17 protein-coding genes are annotated in these 16934 nt (G+C 58.6%); 6 read left to right on the plus strand and 11 right to left on the minus strand.

Annotated elements, in window-relative coordinates; translation table 11 throughout:
* Positions 1-80 precede the first annotated feature (80 nt).
* Positions 81-1664, minus strand: a complete 1584-nt coding sequence (locus FHW77_RS10415; protein WP_004439511.1) for a peptide chain release factor 3 — start codon at positions 1662-1664, stop codon at positions 81-83.
* Between the two features lie 90 nt (positions 1665-1754).
* Between FHW77_RS10415 and dut the strand changes: the two genes are divergently transcribed.
* From dut to cysK, 3 genes are all read left to right on the plus strand, one after another.
* A complete protein-coding gene (gene dut / locus FHW77_RS10420) occupies positions 1755-2225 on the plus strand; it encodes a dUTP diphosphatase (protein ID WP_004439510.1) in 471 nt (156 codons plus the stop codon).
* Positions 2226-2312: 87 nt separating this feature from the next.
* Positions 2313-2930, plus strand: a complete 618-nt coding sequence (locus tag FHW77_RS10425) for a LysE family translocator (RefSeq protein ID WP_006699689.1) — start codon at positions 2313-2315, stop codon at positions 2928-2930.
* Positions 2931-3071: 141 nt separating this feature from the next.
* Complete coding sequence (gene cysK, locus FHW77_RS10430; RefSeq protein WP_004439505.1) at positions 3072-4040, plus strand: cysteine synthase A; 969 nt, start codon at positions 3072-3074, stop codon at positions 4038-4040.
* A gap of 202 nt (positions 4041-4242) precedes the next feature.
* Here cysK and FHW77_RS10435 read toward each other — a convergent pair whose 3' ends face one another.
* From FHW77_RS10435 to rsmI, 10 genes are all read right to left on the minus strand, one after another.
* Positions 4243-5775 (minus strand): YifB family Mg chelatase-like AAA ATPase, encoded by a 1533-nt coding sequence (locus tag FHW77_RS10435; protein WP_004439504.1) that lies wholly within the window; start codon positions 5773-5775, stop codon positions 4243-4245.
* 183 nt (positions 5776-5958) lie between these two features.
* Entirely contained in the window at positions 5959-6918 is a 960-nt protein-coding gene (gshB, locus tag FHW77_RS10440) for a glutathione synthase (RefSeq protein ID WP_004439503.1), read from the minus strand.
* 237 nt (positions 6919-7155) lie between these two features.
* Complete coding sequence (locus tag FHW77_RS10445) at positions 7156-7668, minus strand: cupin domain-containing protein (RefSeq protein WP_004439501.1); 513 nt, start codon at positions 7666-7668, stop codon at positions 7156-7158.
* Positions 7669-7778: 110 nt separating this feature from the next.
* On the minus strand, positions 7779-8879 hold the full coding sequence (locus FHW77_RS10450; RefSeq protein ID WP_004439498.1) for a sn-glycerol-3-phosphate import ATP-binding protein UgpC: 1101 nt from the start codon (positions 8877-8879) through the stop codon (positions 7779-7781).
* 10 nt (positions 8880-8889) lie between these two features.
* The gene (gene ugpE / locus FHW77_RS10455; protein ID WP_004439496.1) at positions 8890-9732 is read right to left on the minus strand and encodes a sn-glycerol-3-phosphate ABC transporter permease UgpE; all 843 of its coding nucleotides are present in this window, start codon (positions 9730-9732) and stop codon (positions 8890-8892) included.
* An 11-nt stretch (positions 9733-9743) separates the two neighbouring features.
* Positions 9744-10712 carry an ABC transporter permease subunit gene (locus FHW77_RS10460; RefSeq protein WP_020011090.1) on the minus strand — a complete coding sequence of 323 codons (969 nt, stop codon included), beginning with the start codon at positions 10710-10712 and terminating at the stop codon, positions 9744-9746.
* An 82-nt stretch (positions 10713-10794) separates the two neighbouring features.
* Positions 10795-12093 (minus strand): extracellular solute-binding protein, encoded by a 1299-nt coding sequence (locus tag FHW77_RS10465; protein WP_004439491.1) that lies wholly within the window; start codon positions 12091-12093, stop codon positions 10795-10797.
* A 107-nt stretch (positions 12094-12200) separates the two neighbouring features.
* The gene (locus FHW77_RS10470; RefSeq protein ID WP_004439487.1) at positions 12201-12761 is read right to left on the minus strand and encodes a sugar O-acetyltransferase; all 561 of its coding nucleotides are present in this window, start codon (positions 12759-12761) and stop codon (positions 12201-12203) included.
* 10 nt (positions 12762-12771) lie between these two features.
* Positions 12772-13140 carry a YraN family protein gene (locus tag FHW77_RS10475; protein ID WP_004439484.1) on the minus strand — a complete coding sequence of 123 codons (369 nt, stop codon included), beginning with the start codon at positions 13138-13140 and terminating at the stop codon, positions 12772-12774.
* Positions 13130-14071: a 16S rRNA (cytidine(1402)-2'-O)-methyltransferase gene (gene rsmI / locus FHW77_RS10480; RefSeq protein WP_004439482.1), complete on the minus strand. Its 942-nt coding sequence runs from the start codon at positions 14069-14071 to the stop codon at positions 13130-13132. The genes FHW77_RS10475 and rsmI overlap by 11 nt, the downstream gene beginning before the upstream one ends.
* Positions 14072-14336: 265 nt before the next feature.
* Between rsmI and dnaN the strand changes: the two genes are divergently transcribed.
* From dnaN to FHW77_RS10495, 3 genes are all read left to right on the plus strand, one after another.
* Complete coding sequence (gene dnaN, locus FHW77_RS10485) at positions 14337-15455, plus strand: DNA polymerase III subunit beta (protein ID WP_006699698.1); 1119 nt, start codon at positions 14337-14339, stop codon at positions 15453-15455.
* A 193-nt stretch (positions 15456-15648) separates the two neighbouring features.
* Entirely contained in the window at positions 15649-16242 is a 594-nt protein-coding gene (gene pmtA, locus FHW77_RS10490) for a phospholipid N-methyltransferase PmtA (RefSeq protein ID WP_004439477.1), read from the plus strand.
* Positions 16243-16336: 94 nt separating this feature from the next.
* Entirely contained in the window at positions 16337-16933 is a 597-nt protein-coding gene (locus FHW77_RS10495; protein ID WP_044459980.1) for a histidine phosphatase family protein, read from the plus strand.
* Position 16934: the final 1 nt, after the last annotated feature.

The following is a 16934-nucleotide window of genomic DNA, read 5'->3' on the forward strand; positions in this document are numbered from 1 at the left end:
ACATTTCTGGACGGAAAGACGCTTGCGCATTTTTCCTGAAATGCTCGGCCCTTGGCATACAAAGTGCAACCCGGCCGATATCACGCCGCCTTGGCGACGTGATATTCCTTGATCGCAACCATCTTGATAGCGGGGAAACGCTCGGATTCATAACGCAGCGAAAAGGCATCCTGCGCCAGAAATACCGGATCGCCATCCAGGTCGCGGGCGATATCGCCACGCTTGACGTTGAGGAACTTGTCCATTTCTGCCGGCTGATCGGACGAAATCCAGCGGCAGACCGAGAAGCGCGACATTTCGAAGGAAACCGGCAGGCCATATTCGCCCATCAGCCGTTCCTTCAACACGTCAAGCTGCAGCGCACCAACGACGCCGACGATGGCTGGCGAGCCGTCTTCCGGCGAAAAGAGCTGCACGACGCCCTCTTCGGCCATTTGCTGCAGGGCTTCCTTCAGCTTCTTCGCCTTCATCGCATCTTCCAGACGCACACGGCGCAGGATTTCCGGCGAGAAGTTCGGCACACCCTGGAACACGAGGTTTTCACCCTCGGTCAGCGTATCGCCGATGCGGAGCGTGCCGTGGTTCGGAATGCCGACCACATCACCTGCAAAGGCTGTGTCGGCCAGCTGGCGTTGCGAGGCGAAGAAGAATTGCGGCGCGGTGAGCCCCATCTGCTTGCCGGTGCGTGACAGGCGCGCCTTCATGCCGCGCTCCAGCCTGCCGGAGCAGATGCGGGCAAAGGCGATACGGTCGCGGTGGTTCGGGTCCATATTGGCCTGAATCTTGAAGACGAAGGCAGTCATTTTGTCTTCGGCCGCATGCACGGTGCGGGTATCCGCCACCTGATCGCGCGGCGGCGGTGCGAAATCACCGAGCGCATTGATAAGGTCACGCACACCGAAATTGCGCAGCGCCGAACCGAAGAAGACCGGCGTCATATGGCCTTCGAGGAAAGCCTGCCGATCGAAGGGACGGCAGGCTTCCATCGCCAGTTCCGTTTCTTCGATGAAAGCATCGCGCTCATTTTCCGGCAATCGATCCGCCACCGCCTGCGGACCGTTAACCTTCATAGCCTCCACCTGCGTGTCGACGCCGCGGAACGTGCTGTCGGCAAGATGATAGGCGCCGCAGAAGGTTTTGGCGCGGCCCACCGGCCATGTGATCGGCGCCGTATCGAGCGCCAGCTTCTCCTCCACCTCGTCCAGTATCTCGAAGGGGTCGCGGCTTTCGCGGTCCATCTTGTTGATGAAGGTGATGATCGGAATATCGCGCATGCGGCAGACTTCGAACAGCTTCAGCGTGCGCGGCTCGATACCCTTGGCGGCGTCGATGACCATGATCGCCGCATCCACGGCCGTCAGCGTACGATAGGTATCGTCGGCGAAATCTTCGTGGCCGGGCGTATCGAGGATGTTGAAGACGCGGTCGTTATATTCGAAAGTCATGACCGAGGTGACGACCGAAATGCCGCGCTCGCGCTCGATCTTCATCCAGTCCGAACGGGTCTGGATGCGGTCCTTTTTCGCCTTCACCTCACCGGCAAGCTGGATCGCTCCGCCGAACAGCAGCAGCTTTTCGGTGAGCGTGGTTTTACCCGCGTCCGGGTGCGCGATAATAGCAAAGGTGCGGCGGCGGGAGACCGCCTCGGCAAGTGTTTCGGCCATCTGACAAATCCTGTGGAATTGCGGGGTATCTAGCGTTTCAGGCCCGGTTTTGCAATTGACCTTGCCGCGATCTCGGCAAACTAATGCCGCATGACCGTTCAAAACAACAATCTGCCTCCTCTTCGTCTCGCCCGCCTCGCCCACGGCGCGGGCCTTGAACTCCCCTCTTACGAGACCGGCGGCGCCGCCGGCATGGACCTGCGTGCAGCTGTGTCCGTGGGTGAGCCGTTGACCCTAAAACCCGGTGAACGGGCGCTGGTGCCGACCGGCTTCGTGTTCGAAGTTCCCGCCGGATATGAGGCGCAAATCCGCCCCCGCTCCGGCCTTGCCATCAAGAACGGCATCACCTGCCTCAATTCCCCGGGCACGGTGGACAGCGATTATCGCGGTGAGGTGAAAGTCATCCTCGCCAATCTCGGTCAGGACGATTTCGTCGTCGAGCGCGGCATGCGCATTGCGCAGATGGTCATCGCGCCCGTGACGCAGGTGACTGTTGTCGAAGTGATGGAAACTTCGCAGACGGCACGGGGCGTCGGCGGTTTCGGCTCTACCGGCGTTTAGCGACACCGCTGGTGCAGAGGAGCGGACTGATTGTCTTTGCCCGGCATTTTCGCTATGGATCTGGCGGATTTTCAGGGAAACACGATCATGACGCTGACCACCCTATTCGCTTATGCCACCGCCCTCTTCATCGCTGCCGCCATTCCCGGCCCCGGCATGACGGCAATCGTGGCGCGGGCGCTGGGTTCGGGCTTTCGGGAAACCTTTTTCATGGGTCTCGGGCTGGTGCTTGGCGACATGATCTATCTGACCGCTGTGATCCTGGGGCTGGCCTTCGTCGCGCAGACCTTTCAGGAGGCTTTCATGGTCCTGAAATTTGCAGGTGCGGCCTATCTTCTCTATATCGCCTGGAAGCTCTGGACCGCCGGTCTCTTGCCGCAGGACCTGAAGGCGAAGAAGAGCACCAGCATGTCCATGTCCTTCCTGTCCGGCCTGCTGATCACCCTCGGCAATCCCAAAACCATGCTTTTTTATGTGGCGCTGGTGCCGACGCTGATCGACATCCGCATGATCGGCCCTTCGGAATATGCAACGCTTCTTGCCATCACCTTTGTCGTGCTGATGGCGGTTCTCCTGCCTTACATCCTGCTTGCGGCCAAAGCGCGCAACCTCCTGAAAAGACCGAGCGCCCTGACAATTCTCAACCGCACCGCGGCGGGTATTCTGGCTGGAACAGCGACGATGATCGCCATCCGCAGCACGTAAAACAAATTCGTTCATTTCCGCGATCTGGCGTGAAATTATTCCCGCAATTCACGGATATTAGGACGAACGTTCGCTAGCTTGCGGAGGTTATTGCTCCTATTCTGCCGCTCAAATCTTGCGGTCTTTACACAGGAGAGCATCATGCCGGAAGCCAGAAAGCCCGGACGCGGACGCGTCTATTCCTCGATTACGGAAACAATCGGCGATACACCGATCGTGCGGCTCGACAAGCTGGCGAAGGAAAAAGGCGTGAAGGCCAACCTTCTTGCCAAGCTCGAATTTTTCAATCCCATCGCTTCGGTGAAGGACCGCATCGGCGTCGCCATGATTGAAGCTCTGGAAGCCCAGGGCAAGATTACGCCCGGAAAGACGACGCTGGTGGAACCGACCTCCGGTAATACGGGGATTGCGCTCGCCTTCGCTGCCGCCGCGAAAGGCTACAAGCTGATCCTGACCATGCCTGAAACCATGTCGGTCGAGCGTCGGAAAATGCTGGCTCTCCTGGGCGCGGAACTGGTGCTGACCGAAGGCCCGAAGGGCATGAAGGGCGCCATCGCCAAAGCGCAGGAACTGGCAGAAACCCTGCCTGACGCCATCATTCCGCAGCAGTTTGAAAACCCCGCCAATCCGGAGATTCACCGCAAGACGACGGCTGAAGAAATCTGGAACGACACGGAAGGCACGGTTGATATTCTGGTCTCGGGTATCGGCACCGGCGGCACGATCACCGGCACGGGTCAGGTTCTGAAATCCCGCAAGCCCGAGGTGAAGGTGATTGCGGTGGAGCCCGCCGACAGCCCCGTTCTTTCCGGTGGCAACCCCGGCCCCCACAAAATTCAGGGCATCGGCGCCGGTTTTGCCCCCGCCATTCTCGACACCGGCATTTATGACGAGATCGTCACCGTCACCAATGATGAGGCTTTCGAAACCGCACGTCTGGCGGCGAGGCTGGAAGGCGTGCCCGTTGGCATCTCCTCGGGTGCGGCGCTGGCGGCGGCAATCAAGATCGGTGCGCGTGAGGAAAATGCCGGCAAGAACATTGTCATCATCATTCCCTCCTTCGCGGAACGTTATCTTTCGACAGCACTTTTCGAAGGGCTTGGGCTCTAGCCCCTTCTCGGCACCCGGTTGCGGAAGAGCGAATATTTGACGTGCCGCCGGTTTGCCGGCGGCACTTCTGTTTCGAGGCCCCCTCATTCGGCCCATCACCTACCGAGCTGTCCAAACAGCATTTTTACCCGTCATTCCCGGAACCACCTGATTGACCGGCAGGCATAAGCGTCCTTCCCAGACAAAGTGCCCGTAGCTGGTTTTACGCCGCGGCGGTTAGCCTTTCGCCGGCGATACGATAGGACACTGCTTCGGCAATATGGATACGCCCAACCGTTTGTCTGCCATCCAGATCCGCCAGGGTGCGGGCCACCTTGAGAATGCGATGGTAACCGCGCGCGGAAAACTTCATGCGCTCCGCCGCATCACGGAGCAATTGCAGCCCGGACTGGTCCGGTTCGGCGTATTTTTCGATCATTGCTGTCGTGCAGCGGGCGTTGGTGCGGATGGCAGGGAAGCCCGCTGTCGCATAACGTTCCTGCTGGGCAAGGCGCGCTTCGGCGACGCGCGCCGCAACCACGGCGCTCGGTTCGGCCGTCACGGGCCGAATGAGATCGGCGGCGGAAACGGCGGGAACGTCGATACGAATGTCGATGCGATCGAGCAGCGGGCCGGAAATGCGAGCCTGATAGTCTGCCACACAACGTGGGCCTCTGGCACAGGTAAAACCCGGCTCTCCCGCCATACCGCAACGGCAGGGATTCATTGCCGCGACAAGCTGGATTTGCGCGGGATAGCTGACACGGTGATTGGCACGCGCAATAATGCATTCGCCGGTTTCGAGCGGCTGACGCAGGGCATCCAGCACCTGCGGCGAAAATTCCGGGAATTCATCCAGAAAAAGAACGCCATGGTGAGCAAGCGAAGCCTCGCCCGGTTTGGCCCGCAGCCCGCCGCCGATCAGGGCCGCCATGGTGGCGGAATGATGCGGCGTGCGGAAGGGCCTGCGATCCGAAAGCTTGCCACCCGACAATTGGCCGGCAATGGAATGGACCATGGACACTTCCAGCAGTTCTGCCGCCTCCAGCGGCGGCAGGATCGAAGGCAAGCGGGCGGCGAGCATGGATTTTCCCGAGCCGGGCGGGCCGACCATCAGCAGATTATGGCCGCCGGCGGCTGCCACCTCCAGCGCCCGCCGGGCGCTCTCCTGCCCCTTTATGTCAGCTAAATCAGGCAGATTGACCGGATTGGCGCGAATGGCGGGCGTCGGGCGCGAGAGAATCTGCGTGCCACGAAAATGATTAGCGAGCGCAATCAGGCTGCGCGGGGCGAGAATATCGATCCCGGCTCCGGCCCATGCCGCCTCCGGGCCGCTGTCAGCCGGGCAAATCAGTCCCTTTCCAAGCGCATTGGCCCCGATCGCTGCCGGAAGCGCGCCCGCAACCAAGCCGATAGTACCATCGAGATTGAGTTCGCCAAGGACCACGTAACGCCCCAGCGCGTCGGCCGGTATGGCTCCCAGGGCGGCCATGAGGCCAAGGGCAATGGGAAGATCGAAATGCGATCCTTCCTTTGGCAGATCGGCAGGGGCAAGATTGACCGTGACCTTCTTTGCCGGCAGCGCCAAGCCTGAGGCATGTAATGCCGCCTGCACGCGCTCCCGGCTTTCGGCGACGGCTTTATCCGGCAGACCGACAATCTGGATGCCGACCCTTCCCGGTGCCACCATGACCTGCACCTCAACAGGCACACCCTCTATGCCCTGAAATGCCACCGTATTGACCCGTGCCACCATGGCCTGCCCCCGCAAACCGCCGCGCTTTCAGAGCCTTATGCCCCATCCACGACCATTGCCAAGCAACGTGCCACAGCTCAAAGAATAAAACAAGAACATCCAGCGAACAATTTATCGCATCCGCTGTATTTTAGTTGTATCGAGTTGTATAGCCGGAACAAACCGAGAGCGATTTATGTCTCGTCAAAAATCCTGAGCTTCGCGCTTTTTCTCGATGGCGTCCCACAGCAGGCTCGCCACATCGGCGCCGCCGAATTTCCGCACCTCTCGAATGCCGGTCGGCGAGGTGACGTTGATTTCGGTGAGGTAATCGCCAATGACATCAATTCCAACGAACAGGAAACCACGCTCGCGCAGGGCGGGGCCGATACGGCGGCAGATTTCCTTTTCGCGCGCGGTCAGTTCCGTAGGCTCAGGGCGGCCGCCAGCGTGCATGTTGGAACGGGCATCGTTTTCCGCTGGAACGCGGTTGATCGCACCCACCGGCTCTCCATCCACCAGCAGGATGCGTTTATCGCCCTTGCGGACGTCGGGCAGATATTCCTGAGCAATGTAAGGTTCGCGGAACATCTGACCGAACATTTCCAGCAGCGAGGAGAAATTGCGGTCGTCCCGCGCTGAATGGAAGACGCCCGCACCGCCATTGCCATAAAGCGGCTTGAGAATGATATCGCCCATTTCGTTACGGAAGCGCGCGATTTCCGCGACATCCTTCGTGATCAGCGTCTTCGGCATGAGATCCGCGAATTCAGTGACGAAGATCTTCTCCGGCGAATTGCGCACCCAGGCGGGATCATTGACCACCAGGGTCTTCGGATGAATGCGCTCCAGCAGATGGGTGGAGGTAATATAGGCCATGTCGAATGGTGGATCCTGACGCAGATGGATGACATCCATCGTGGAAAGATCAACGCGCTCCGGTTCGGAAAGCGAGAAATGGTCACCCTTGATGTCGCGCAGTTCCATCTGCTCGACGGTCACGTAAATCTTGCCGTCGCGCATGGAAAGGCGGTCGGGCGTGTAATGGAACAGCCGATATCCGCGCGCCTGCGCTTCAAGGCTCATGGCGAAGGTGGAATCACCGCCGATGTTGATGCCGGAGACATGATCCATCTGGATCGCGACGTTCTTGATCTTCGCCATGCGCATGTTCCTCTCGCAGCATACGGACGCCTGCGATCCGCCATGCCGTGTCTCATCTTTCAAGCGTTCCGGCAGGACCGGAAGAGACCCGGAAATGCTTCAGAAAACTTGAAAGATGTAGGGCAGCGACCATTCAAACGCAACTGCTGCGAGCCGTGGTTTCTGTGAGTTTTATTGAACCTTCATAATTCCCACGGCGAAGGCACACCCGCGCCCGCCAACGGCATGGGCGACGGCTCAGGCTGCCAGCTTGTAGGAGCGACCGGCGAACAGCTTGTTCTTGACGCGATAGGCAAATGCCAGCGCCGTGGGGAACGGACGACGCATGAAGGCAACCTTGCGCACATAATGATCAACACGCCAGGTGGCCCATGTTCCGGCCCTGAAATAAGCGACGTCACCGACCCGCAGGATGCTGACCGAGCCGTCCTCGGCCGTCACATGCACCTCGCCTTCCAGAATATAGACGGTCTCATCCCAGCCGAAGAACCAGCGGAATTCGCCTGCAGTGCAATCCCACATGGCAGTGCTTGAGGCACGGTCGCCGCTTCGGGAATGATCCGCAGCACGTGCCTGCGGGTTGCCGGCAATGATCCATTCAGGATTGATAGGCGCCGGCTGAAGCCGTAGATCGGTGCAGGATGCGCTGACCACGGCATCGTCTTTTTTCCGACGCAGATAGGCCGGCAATATCGGCACCGTACGGATAGCCATGGTTGCGGCCGCCGCGAACATCATTTTGAACGACATATGAGAAAACCCCCGTGAAATATTGGAGGCCTTTTATCATCGGGATCGTAACAAACCAGTTTTGACAATCGGCGCAATTTTAGCCATCGCGCCGATTTCAGGTGACGAACTCAGGCCGTCGCCAGTTGAGCATCCTGCGCCACCGTCTGTTCCGCTCTGCTGGCGATACGCTTGCCAGTTTCGCTGGAGAAGAAGTGCAGTTTTTCCGGAGCAATCGTCACCGAAAGCGCGGACGGAACCTCGACGTCAGGCGGAAAGGCCACGGTCAGGCTCTGATCGCCGATCATGCCGTGTATAAGACGTTGCGAACCCAGCTCCTCAATATAATCCACGCGAAGTGCGAAACTCTGGGCGTCAGCAGCAGCGAGACGAAAATCTTCCGCCCGCATTCCAACAGTCACCGGGCCGGACGTGGGGGCAAAGCCATTGAGCGCAAACAGCGACGGTCCGATGGCAAGGCTATCGCCGTGCAATTCGGCGCTGAGAAGATTCATGGCCGGAGAGCCGATGAAACTTGCGACGAAGGTTGAGGCAGGCGTGTGATAGACATCCAGCGGCGCACCGATCTGCTCGATACGGCCGCCATTCAGCACGACGAGACGGTCGGCCAGCGTCATGGCTTCCAACTGGTCATGGGTAACGTAGATCGATGTCGTGCCAAGACGTTTTTGCAGCCGCTTGATTTCGCCGCGCATGGAAACACGCAACTTGGCATCGAGATTGGACAGGGGTTCGTCGAACAGGAAGGCAGCAGGCTTGCGAACGATCGCACGCCCCATGGCGACGCGCTGACGCTGACCACCGGAAAGGGCGCGTGGCTTGCGGTCCAGATAGGGTTCGAGTTGCAGCATACGCGCCGCTTCAGCCACACGGGCGTCAATTTCCGCCTTGGGTGTCCTGCGGTTCTTCAGCCCGTACTCCAGGTTCTCGCGTACCGACATATGCGGGTAAAGCGCGTAGTTCTGGAAGACCATGGCGATATCGCGGTCGGCCGGATCGGTCTGGTTGACCACCCGGTCGCCGATCTTCACCGTGCCTTCTGAAATATCCTCAAGCCCGGCGACCATACGCAAAAGCGTGGACTTGCCGCAGCCGGAGGGACCGACGAGAACGATGAACTCGCCGTCCTTGATGTCGATATCGACATGATGCACGGCGCGCACGCCGCCATGATAATCCTTGCAGACCTGACTGATTTCTATCGCGGCCATTTCGGTCTCCTTATTTATCGCTCTCGGTCAGGCCCTTGATGAACCAGCGCTGGAAAATAACGACGATCAGCACGGGTGGCAGCATGGCCAGCACGGCGAGCGCGAAAGCTTCGTTGTAATCGGGGATTTGCGAACCGACCCAGACCTGCAGGATCGACTTGATGCCACGCATCAGGGTGAAGAAACTCTCATCCGTCGTCATCAGCATGGGCCAGAGATACTGATTCCAGCCATAAACGAACATGATGATGAAGATTGCCGCCATCATCGTGCGCGACAGCGGAATGAGAACGTCGACGAAAAATTTCACTGGCCCCGCACCATCGATACGGGCAGCCTCCAGCAGCTCCTCAGGCACGGATTTGAAGAACTGCCGGAAATAGAAGGTGCCCGTCGCCGAAGCGAGAAGCGGCACGATCAGACCGGTATAGGAGTTCAACAGTCCGAGTTTGCTCATTACCTCGTAGGACGGCATGATGCGCACTTCGAGCGGCAGAAGCAGCGTGGTGAAAATGATCCAGAAGGCGAGCGTCGCAAAACGGAAGCGGAAATAGACGATCGCATAGGCCGCCGTCATCGACAGGACGATTTTGCCGACGGCAAAGCCGATGCCGAGGATCAGCGAATTCAACACCATGTTCAGGCCTGTAACCTGTCCGGTGAAACCACCCTTCTGGGTAAGGACCTTCTCATAGGTTTCGATGAAATTGTCGCCGGGAATGATCGCAAGGCCGCTGCGGTGAATTTCAGCCGCCGTGTGAGTGGACGTCATGAAGGCCACGACAACAGGCAGGATCAGAAACAATGCGCCAATGATCAGCACCAGATGATCGAGGGGTTTGGTCTTGTACATCGTCTTTTCCCTCAATTGTAATGGATGCGCTTCTCGATGAAGCGGAACTGGATGATGGTGAGGACGAAAACGACCAGCATGAGGATGACGGACTGCGCCGAGGAACCGCCGATGTCATTGCCGCGGAAACCGTCGAGGAACACCTTGTAGACCAGCGTAATCGGGTTGTTGGCGGCCTTATCCTTCACCATCACGTCAATGACGCCGAAGGTGTCGAAGAGCGCATAGGTGATGTTGATGATCAGCAGAAAGAAGGCCGTGGGCGCCAGGAGCGGCATGATGACGGTCCAGAACCGGCGAAAGCCCGAACGGCAATCGATGGACGCGGCTTCCCGCACGGAGACCGGAACGCCCTGGAGACCGGAGAGGAAGAAGATGAAGTTGTAAGGAATCTGCTTCCAGACCGCGACAACGATCATGGCAAAGGCCGTATCAAAATAATTGAGGCCGACCTTCATGTCCCAACCGAGAAACGCGGCCATCTTCACGAAGGGGCCGATATGCTGGTCGAAAAACATCATGCCGATAAGGCCGGCGACCGGCGGCGCGATGGCGTAGACGGAAATCAGCAGCGTCTTGTATGTCGAACTGCCGCGAATGACCGCATCCGCCTTGACGGCGAGCAGCAGGCCGAGCGCCAGCGAAAAGAAGGTGACGAGCACGGTGAAGACTACCGTGAATTTCGCGATGCTGAGATATTCGGGGCTGAAGATCGCATCCGAATAATTGGCGAGTCCAACGAAGGAAGCGCCGAACCCGAACGGGTCTTCGATATAGAAAGACGAATGGATGGCCTGAACGGATGGCCAATAGAAGAAAATGAAAATCACCGCAAGCTGCGGTGCCAGAAACAGATAGGGCACAAAGGACGAAGAGAACTGCACGCGCTTCATGCCGGCTTCTGCGGGCTTGGCGGGTTTTCCAGCCTTTGCGGACCGACCGGAGAAAAACCGGCGCGGTTGAGACGATGTATAGGCCACGCTTGCGCCTCCTTATCCAGAAGTGAGCCTCCCTTCCGTCAGAAAGGAGGCTCGACAAGATCAACGGTTTCGAAGAGATCGATCAGCCGGCCGTCTTGGCGAAGCGGGCCAGAAGGTCGTTGCCTTCCTTCTCGATAATTTCGAAAGCAGCCTTCGGCGTGACTTCGCCGGAGAAGATGCGGTTATATTCGCGTTCCATCACGGCGCGGATCTGCGGGTAGAAGCCGAGGCGATAACCCTTGGACCAGTCGCCACCCTGCAGTGACAGCTGTTGGATGCCGACTTCGGCGACCGGCTTTTCCTTGTAGTAGCCTTCAGCCCTGGCCTTTTCATAAGCGGCCTTGGTGATGGCGACGTAACCGGTTGCCTTGTGATAGAAGACCTGGATTTCCGGCGAGGTCAGGAACTGGAAGAAGTCGGCCACGCATTTGTTTTCGGCTTCGGACTTGCCCGACATTGCAAAGAGGGCAGCGCCGCCGATGAAGGAGTTGGTACCCGCGCCCTTGATGGAGCCCCAGTAAGGGAGGAAAGTTGCCGAGAATGGCATTGTGGCCGTCTTCTGAAGGCCGCCGAAGGAACCCGACGAACCGATCCAGAGTGCTACCTTACCTTCTTCGAAGGGCTTCTGGTTGTCGTTCCAGCCGGCGCCGTAATAGGCAAACAGGCCCTTGTCCTTCCAGTCCTTCAGCTTCTCGAACATCATGACGAGGTTCGGGTCGGTGACCTTGAGCTTGGTGTCGGTGACGCTGTCGTAACCATTGTTGTTCGTGGCGAACTGGATGTTGTTACGCGAGAAGAAGTTCTCCGTGAACTGCCAGGTCAGCTGCGACTGGACGAGCGGAATATAGCCGGCTTCCTTCAGCTTCGGGGCGACCTTTTCAAAGTCTTCCCAAGTCTTCGGAGCTTCGACGCCAGCCTTCTTCAGGGCCTCGTCGTTGATGTACATGATGGGAGCGGAGGAATTGAACGGCATGCCGACAAACTTGCCGTCAGCGGCAGCGTAGAAGTAGCGCACGCCGTTGATAAAGGCGTCGCGATCGAACTTGTAACCGGCCTTGGTGATCAGGTCTTCGGCAGGAATGACCGCGCCCTTGGCGTTGATGATGGTGGCAGCACCTGCATCGAAAACCTGAAGAATGTTCGGCTGTTCGCCCGAACGGAAAGCTGCGATGCCGCTGGCGAGAGCTTCTTCATAGGAGCCCTTGGAAACCGGCGTCAGCGCGCATTCTTTCTGGGCTTCGTTGAATTTCTGGGCGACTTCGTTGATGACTTCGCCGTTACGGCCGCCCATGCCATGCCACCAGGTGATGTTGGTCGCAGCCATGGAAGAGGTCGCGGAGATGCTGACAGCCACAGCGGCCATGGAAATCTTCTTGAACATATCAAATCCTCTCCACCATTTATTGGGGTGAGGATGCGAATAGAGAGGTTCAATGACGCCTCTTTGACAGTTCCATGTCAGATTTATTACAGCGGCGGATGAAAATCTCAGTCGGATATGCGTTTCAGGGGCCGCGCCGGGTTCCCGACCACCGTCACGCCTGCAGCGACGTCGCGTGTGACGACCGAACCGGCACCGACAATCGCACCGTCAGCCACTGTCACACCCGCAAGCAGAATCGCTCCGCCGCCGATCCAGACGTCGCGACCGATGGCCACGGGTTTTGCGATTTCAATTCCTTGCGCACGCGGCACCGGGTCGAGATGGTGTTCCGCACAGTAAATCTGCACCGCAGGCCCCAGCATCGCGCCATCGCCTATCGTTACCTTAGCGGAATCGAGAATGGTGCAGCCCGCGTTGAGATATACATTCTTTCCCAGCGCGATATTAAAGCCGTAAGCGCAATGAAACGGCACTTCGAGAAACGCGCCTTCCCCGACAGAATTAAACAGCGCTCGCAGCAGCGGTGCAATTGCCCCGCGCTCATCCGGCGGCATCGTATTGTGCTGGTGGACGGCCCCTCGTGCGCGCCGGCGCAATATATCCAGCTCGCCATCCATGCAGCTGTACCATTCGCCCGCGGCCATTTTTTCACGCTCGGTGGACATCGTCTCCCCTTCAAAAGGCATCGATAAAATGCTGCGGCAGACCTCGCGGCAGAATGGCGACGATATCGAAGCGCAGTGAAAGCCGCCCGGCATCGCCGTGGCGGGCCAGCCACAGGTCCGCAGCCGCCCGGATGCGTTGCTGCGAATGAAAGCCGACGGCATCGATCGCGCTGATGCCGGACGGCCGGGCCTTGACCTCCACAAACGCGACGACGTCCGCCTTGCGGGCGACAAGGTCAATCTCCCCCAGCCGGGTGCGATAACGAATGGCGAGAATGCGATATCCCTTCAGCAGCAGAAAAAGTGCCGCCCAATATTCCGCAGCATGACCACGCCGCTCGGCTTTTCGCCTTTTATCGTTTCGCCAGTTAGCGGCCATCCGCTTCCTTCATGTCCAGTAGCCTTTGATAAAGCTCCTTGCGCGGCAGGCCCGTCAGCTTCGCCGCTTCGCCTGCAGCCCTTGCAGCGGGCATGGTGGCGACCAGATCCTTCAGCAGTTTCTCGACATCCTCGATATCGGGAATCTCGTCATAGGAAGGCGGCTCCACCAGAAGCACGATCTCGCCCTTTACCACACGGTCACCGTCATAGTAATCCGCAAGCTCACCGAGCGTGCCGCGGCGGAATTCCTCGAACGTCTTGGTCAGCTCGCGGCAGACCACGGCACGGCGCTCACTGCCAAGCACTTCCGATGCGACCTTGATGGAAGCGCTGATGCGATGCGGTGATTCAAAAAAAATGAGGGTCGCGGGGATTTTCGCCAGTTCGGCAAAACGGTCGCGCTTGCCGCGGTCCTTTACAGGCAGGAAACCAGCAAACAGGAAGGCGTCGCTTGGCATGCCCGAACCGACCAGCGCGGCTAACGGCGCCGAGGCGCCCGGCACCGGCACGACGCGATGCCCGGCCTCGAGTGCAAGCTGGCCGAGCCGGTAACCGGGATCGGAAACAAGCGGCGTTCCCGCATCCGACACCAGCGCCACGGATTTTCCTGCTTCCAGCGCCGCGATGAGCTTTGGCCCCACTTCGTTCGAATTGTGCTCGTGATACGCAAACGGACGGGTACGGATACCGTAACGCTCGAGCAGGATGCGCGTGACGCGGGTATCCTCGCAGGCGAGAACATCAGCAGAAGCCAGCGTCTCCAGCGCGCGAATGGTGATGTCGCCCAGATTGCCGATGGGGGTGGCGACGAGATAAAGCGCGCACTCCAGCGGACGCGCGGGAATTGTGGCCGCCCCGATCCTGAATTCCTTCACCGCCTGCCTGGCGCCAATCTTCGATGTTTCTTCCGTCACACGGCTTCCAATCATTCTTGCCGATCATTTCCGGCCGGTCGCTCCAGTTATTCCTCTTTATGGGCAATTGAAAACCGGCGAACAAGGGCAACGGGCGGCGCCAGCCTGTGGATCATGTTGTATAGCAGCAAAATGACCCGCGGCAGACGAACTCGGCTCTTGCATTCTCCGCAATAACTCTGCCATTTTGCCCGTCCACATTATCCGGCATTTGCCGGTGAAGACTCTTCTTGCCGATCCGGCGGTGGCCGGTTCGCAACGGTTGAAAGCGGTAGTGTCCATGCGTATTACTCTTGAGCGGTCGAACCTTCTGAAATCGCTGAACCACGTCCACCGGGTCGTCGAGCGTCGCAACACGATCCCGATCCTGTCGAACGTTCTGCTGCGCGCTTCCGGCGCCAATCTTGACATGAAGGCGACCGACCTCGATCTCGAAATCACCGAAGCGACCCCGGCCATGGTGGAGCAGGCGGGCGCCACCACCGTGCCGGCACACCTGCTTTATGAAATCGTGCGCAAGCTGCCGGATGGTTCCGAGGTGCTTTTGGCGACCAATCCGGACGGTTCCTCCATGACCGTCGCCTCTGGCCGCTCGAAGTTCTCGCTGCAATGCCTGCCCGAGGCGGATTTCCCTGACCTGACAGCCGGCACCTTCAGCCACACCTTCAAGCTGAAGGCGACCGATCTGAAGATGTTGATCGACCGCACGCAATTCGCGATTTCAACGGAAGAGACACGTTATTACCTGAACGGCATTTTCTTCCACACCATCGAAAGCAATGGCGAGCTGAAGCTGCGCGCTGTCGCAACCGATGGTCACCGTCTGGCACGCGCCGATGTGGACGCGCCGTCCGGTTCCGAAGGCATGCCTGGCATCATCATTCCGCGCAAGACTGTCGGTGAATTGCAGAAGCTGATGGACAACCCTGAGCTTGAAGTCACCGTCGAAGTCTCGGATGCGAAAATCCGCCTGACCATCGGCTCGGTCGTTCTGACCTCGAAGCTGATCGATGGGACTTTCCCGGATTACCAGCGCGTGATCCCCACGGGCAACGACAAGGAAATGCGGGTCGACTGCCAGTCTTTCGCCCAGGCCGTCGATCGCGTTTCGACCATTTCGTCCGAACGTGGCCGCGCCGTGAAACTCGCCCTCACCAATGGACAGCTCACTCTTACCGTCAACAATCCCGATTCGGGCAGCGCGACGGAAGAAGTTGCCGTCGGCTATGACAATGATTCGATGGAAATCGGCTTCAACGCGAAATATCTGCTCGACATCACCTCACAGCTTTCCGGTGACGACGCGATTTTCCTTCTGGCAGATGCAGGGTCGCCGACGCTGGTTCGTGACACCGCCGGCGACGATGCCCTGTATGTTTTAATGCCGATGCGCGTGTGAGTACGCTGATTTCTTTCCATTTTAGCCAAAACGCCGGTGGATCGCTCCGCCGGCGTTTTTGATTCGATTATCGCCGCCTTGGACCCGGAGGCGAATTTTCCCAGTTACGACATTTTGCCTTGTTTTTGCGCCAAATGGGATCAACATTGCGTAACTGTTTTTTGACAATGACCAAATGCATCTGAGGGGAATTATGGCACTTAACCTGAAGCAACGCCTTGAACAGAAATTCGAGGAAGAAATCCGCTTTTTCAAGGGCATGGTCAGCCAGCCGAAAAAAGTCGGCGCCATCGTACCGACATCGGCCATCACAGCGAAAAAGATGGCGAGTGTCATCAATCCCCATTCCGGCCTGCCGGTTCTTGAACTCGGCCCAGGCACGGGTGTCATCACCAAGGCCATCTTGGCGCGCGGCATCAAGCCGGAGAATTTGACCGCCATCGAATATTCGACCGATTTCTATAATCAGCTGCTCAAAAGCTACCCCGGCGTCAACTTCGTCAATGGGGATGCCTTCGATCTCGATGCGACGCTCGGCGAACACGCGGATCAGATGTTCGACAGTGTCATTTCAGCCGTGCCGATGCTGAATTTTCCGATGGCCGCCCGCATCAAGCTTCTCGACGAATTGCTGAAGCGCGTGCCGCATGGCCGCCCCGTGGTGCAGATATCCTATGGCCCGATCTCGCCGATCGTCGCACAGCCGCATCTTTACCACATTCGTCATTTCGATTTCATCGTGCGCAATATTCCGCCGGCGCAACTGTGGACCTATACTCGGGCCTGACGTCCGGCAGATCGAGAAAATCCGTCATTTCCCGGTCGTAGCGCATGGTTAGGATGTCGATGCCCTTTCCATGGCCTTTTGGGGACCGATTGCCGTGCATGCTCTCTACATTACCCACCCCCAGGTCAGAATAGATCCGGCTGTTCCCGTTCCTCAATGGGGGCTTTCGGAAAGAGGTGCCGAGCGGGCGCGAGAGGCAGGCCGCCTGCCTTGGGCACTGGCATTGCGCCATATCGTTTGCAGCGCCGAGACGAAGGCGATTGAAACCGCCCGTATCCTTGCCGAGACATCCGGAGCGGACATACAAATCGTCGAGGAGATGCATGAAAACGACCGGTCCTCCACCGGTTTCCTGACGCCACCGGAATTCGAGAAGGCGGCGGACTGGTTCTTCGCTCACCCGCAGGAAAGTTTTCGCGGCTGGGAGCGGGCAATCGATGCGCAGGCGCGGATTGTCAATGCCGTCAGAGCTATTCTTGACCGGCACGATACACAGCGGCCTATCGCCTTTGTCGGCCATGGCGGTGTGGGCACACTTCTGAAATGCCATATAGAAGGCCGCCGCATCAGCCGCAGCGAGGACCAGCCACCCGGCGGCGGCAATCTCTTTCGCTTCTCCATCGCCGACTTTTCACTTGCAGCCGCCTCCCCCGCATGCGACTGGACGGCAATGGAAACATGGCAGGGATAAG

Source organism: Agrobacterium sp. RC10-4-1, from assembly GCF_014138475.1.
Taxonomy (GTDB): Bacteria; Pseudomonadota; Alphaproteobacteria; order Rhizobiales; family Rhizobiaceae; genus Agrobacterium; species Agrobacterium pusense.

Coding starts and splice junctions, on each gene's coding strand:
- cysK (WP_004439505.1), top strand. CDS start 3,072: ATGCCGGAAGCCAGAAAGCCCGGACGCGGACGCGTCTATTCCTCGATT.
- dnaN (WP_006699698.1), top strand. CDS start 14,337: ATGCGTATTACTCTTGAGCGGTCGAACCTTCTGAAATCGCTGAACCAC.
- FHW77_RS10465 (WP_004439491.1), bottom strand. CDS start 12,093: ATGTTCAAGAAGATTTCCATGGCCGCTGTGGCTGTCAGCATCTCCGCG.
- FHW77_RS10445 (WP_004439501.1), bottom strand. CDS start 7,668: ATGTCGTTCAAAATGATGTTCGCGGCGGCCGCAACCATGGCTATCCGT.
- gshB (WP_004439503.1), bottom strand. CDS start 6,918: ATGGCGAAGATCAAGAACGTCGCGATCCAGATGGATCATGTCTCCGGC.
- dut (WP_004439510.1), top strand. CDS start 1,755: ATGACCGTTCAAAACAACAATCTGCCTCCTCTTCGTCTCGCCCGCCTC.
- FHW77_RS10415 (WP_004439511.1), bottom strand. CDS start 1,664: ATGGCCGAAACACTTGCCGAGGCGGTCTCCCGCCGCCGCACCTTTGCT.
- rsmI (WP_004439482.1), bottom strand. CDS start 14,071: ATGATTGGAAGCCGTGTGACGGAAGAAACATCGAAGATTGGCGCCAGG.
- FHW77_RS10435 (WP_004439504.1), bottom strand. CDS start 5,775: ATGGTGGCACGGGTCAATACGGTGGCATTTCAGGGCATAGAGGGTGTG.
- FHW77_RS10450 (WP_004439498.1), bottom strand. CDS start 8,879: ATGGCCGCGATAGAAATCAGTCAGGTCTGCAAGGATTATCATGGCGGC.
- ugpE (WP_004439496.1), bottom strand. CDS start 9,732: ATGTACAAGACCAAACCCCTCGATCATCTGGTGCTGATCATTGGCGCA.
- FHW77_RS10425 (WP_006699689.1), top strand. CDS start 2,313: ATGACGCTGACCACCCTATTCGCTTATGCCACCGCCCTCTTCATCGCT.
- FHW77_RS10475 (WP_004439484.1), bottom strand. CDS start 13,140: ATGGCCGCTAACTGGCGAAACGATAAAAGGCGAAAAGCCGAGCGGCGT.
- FHW77_RS10470 (WP_004439487.1), bottom strand. CDS start 12,761: ATGTCCACCGAGCGTGAAAAAATGGCCGCGGGCGAATGGTACAGCTGC.
- pmtA (WP_004439477.1), top strand. CDS start 15,649: ATGGCACTTAACCTGAAGCAACGCCTTGAACAGAAATTCGAGGAAGAA.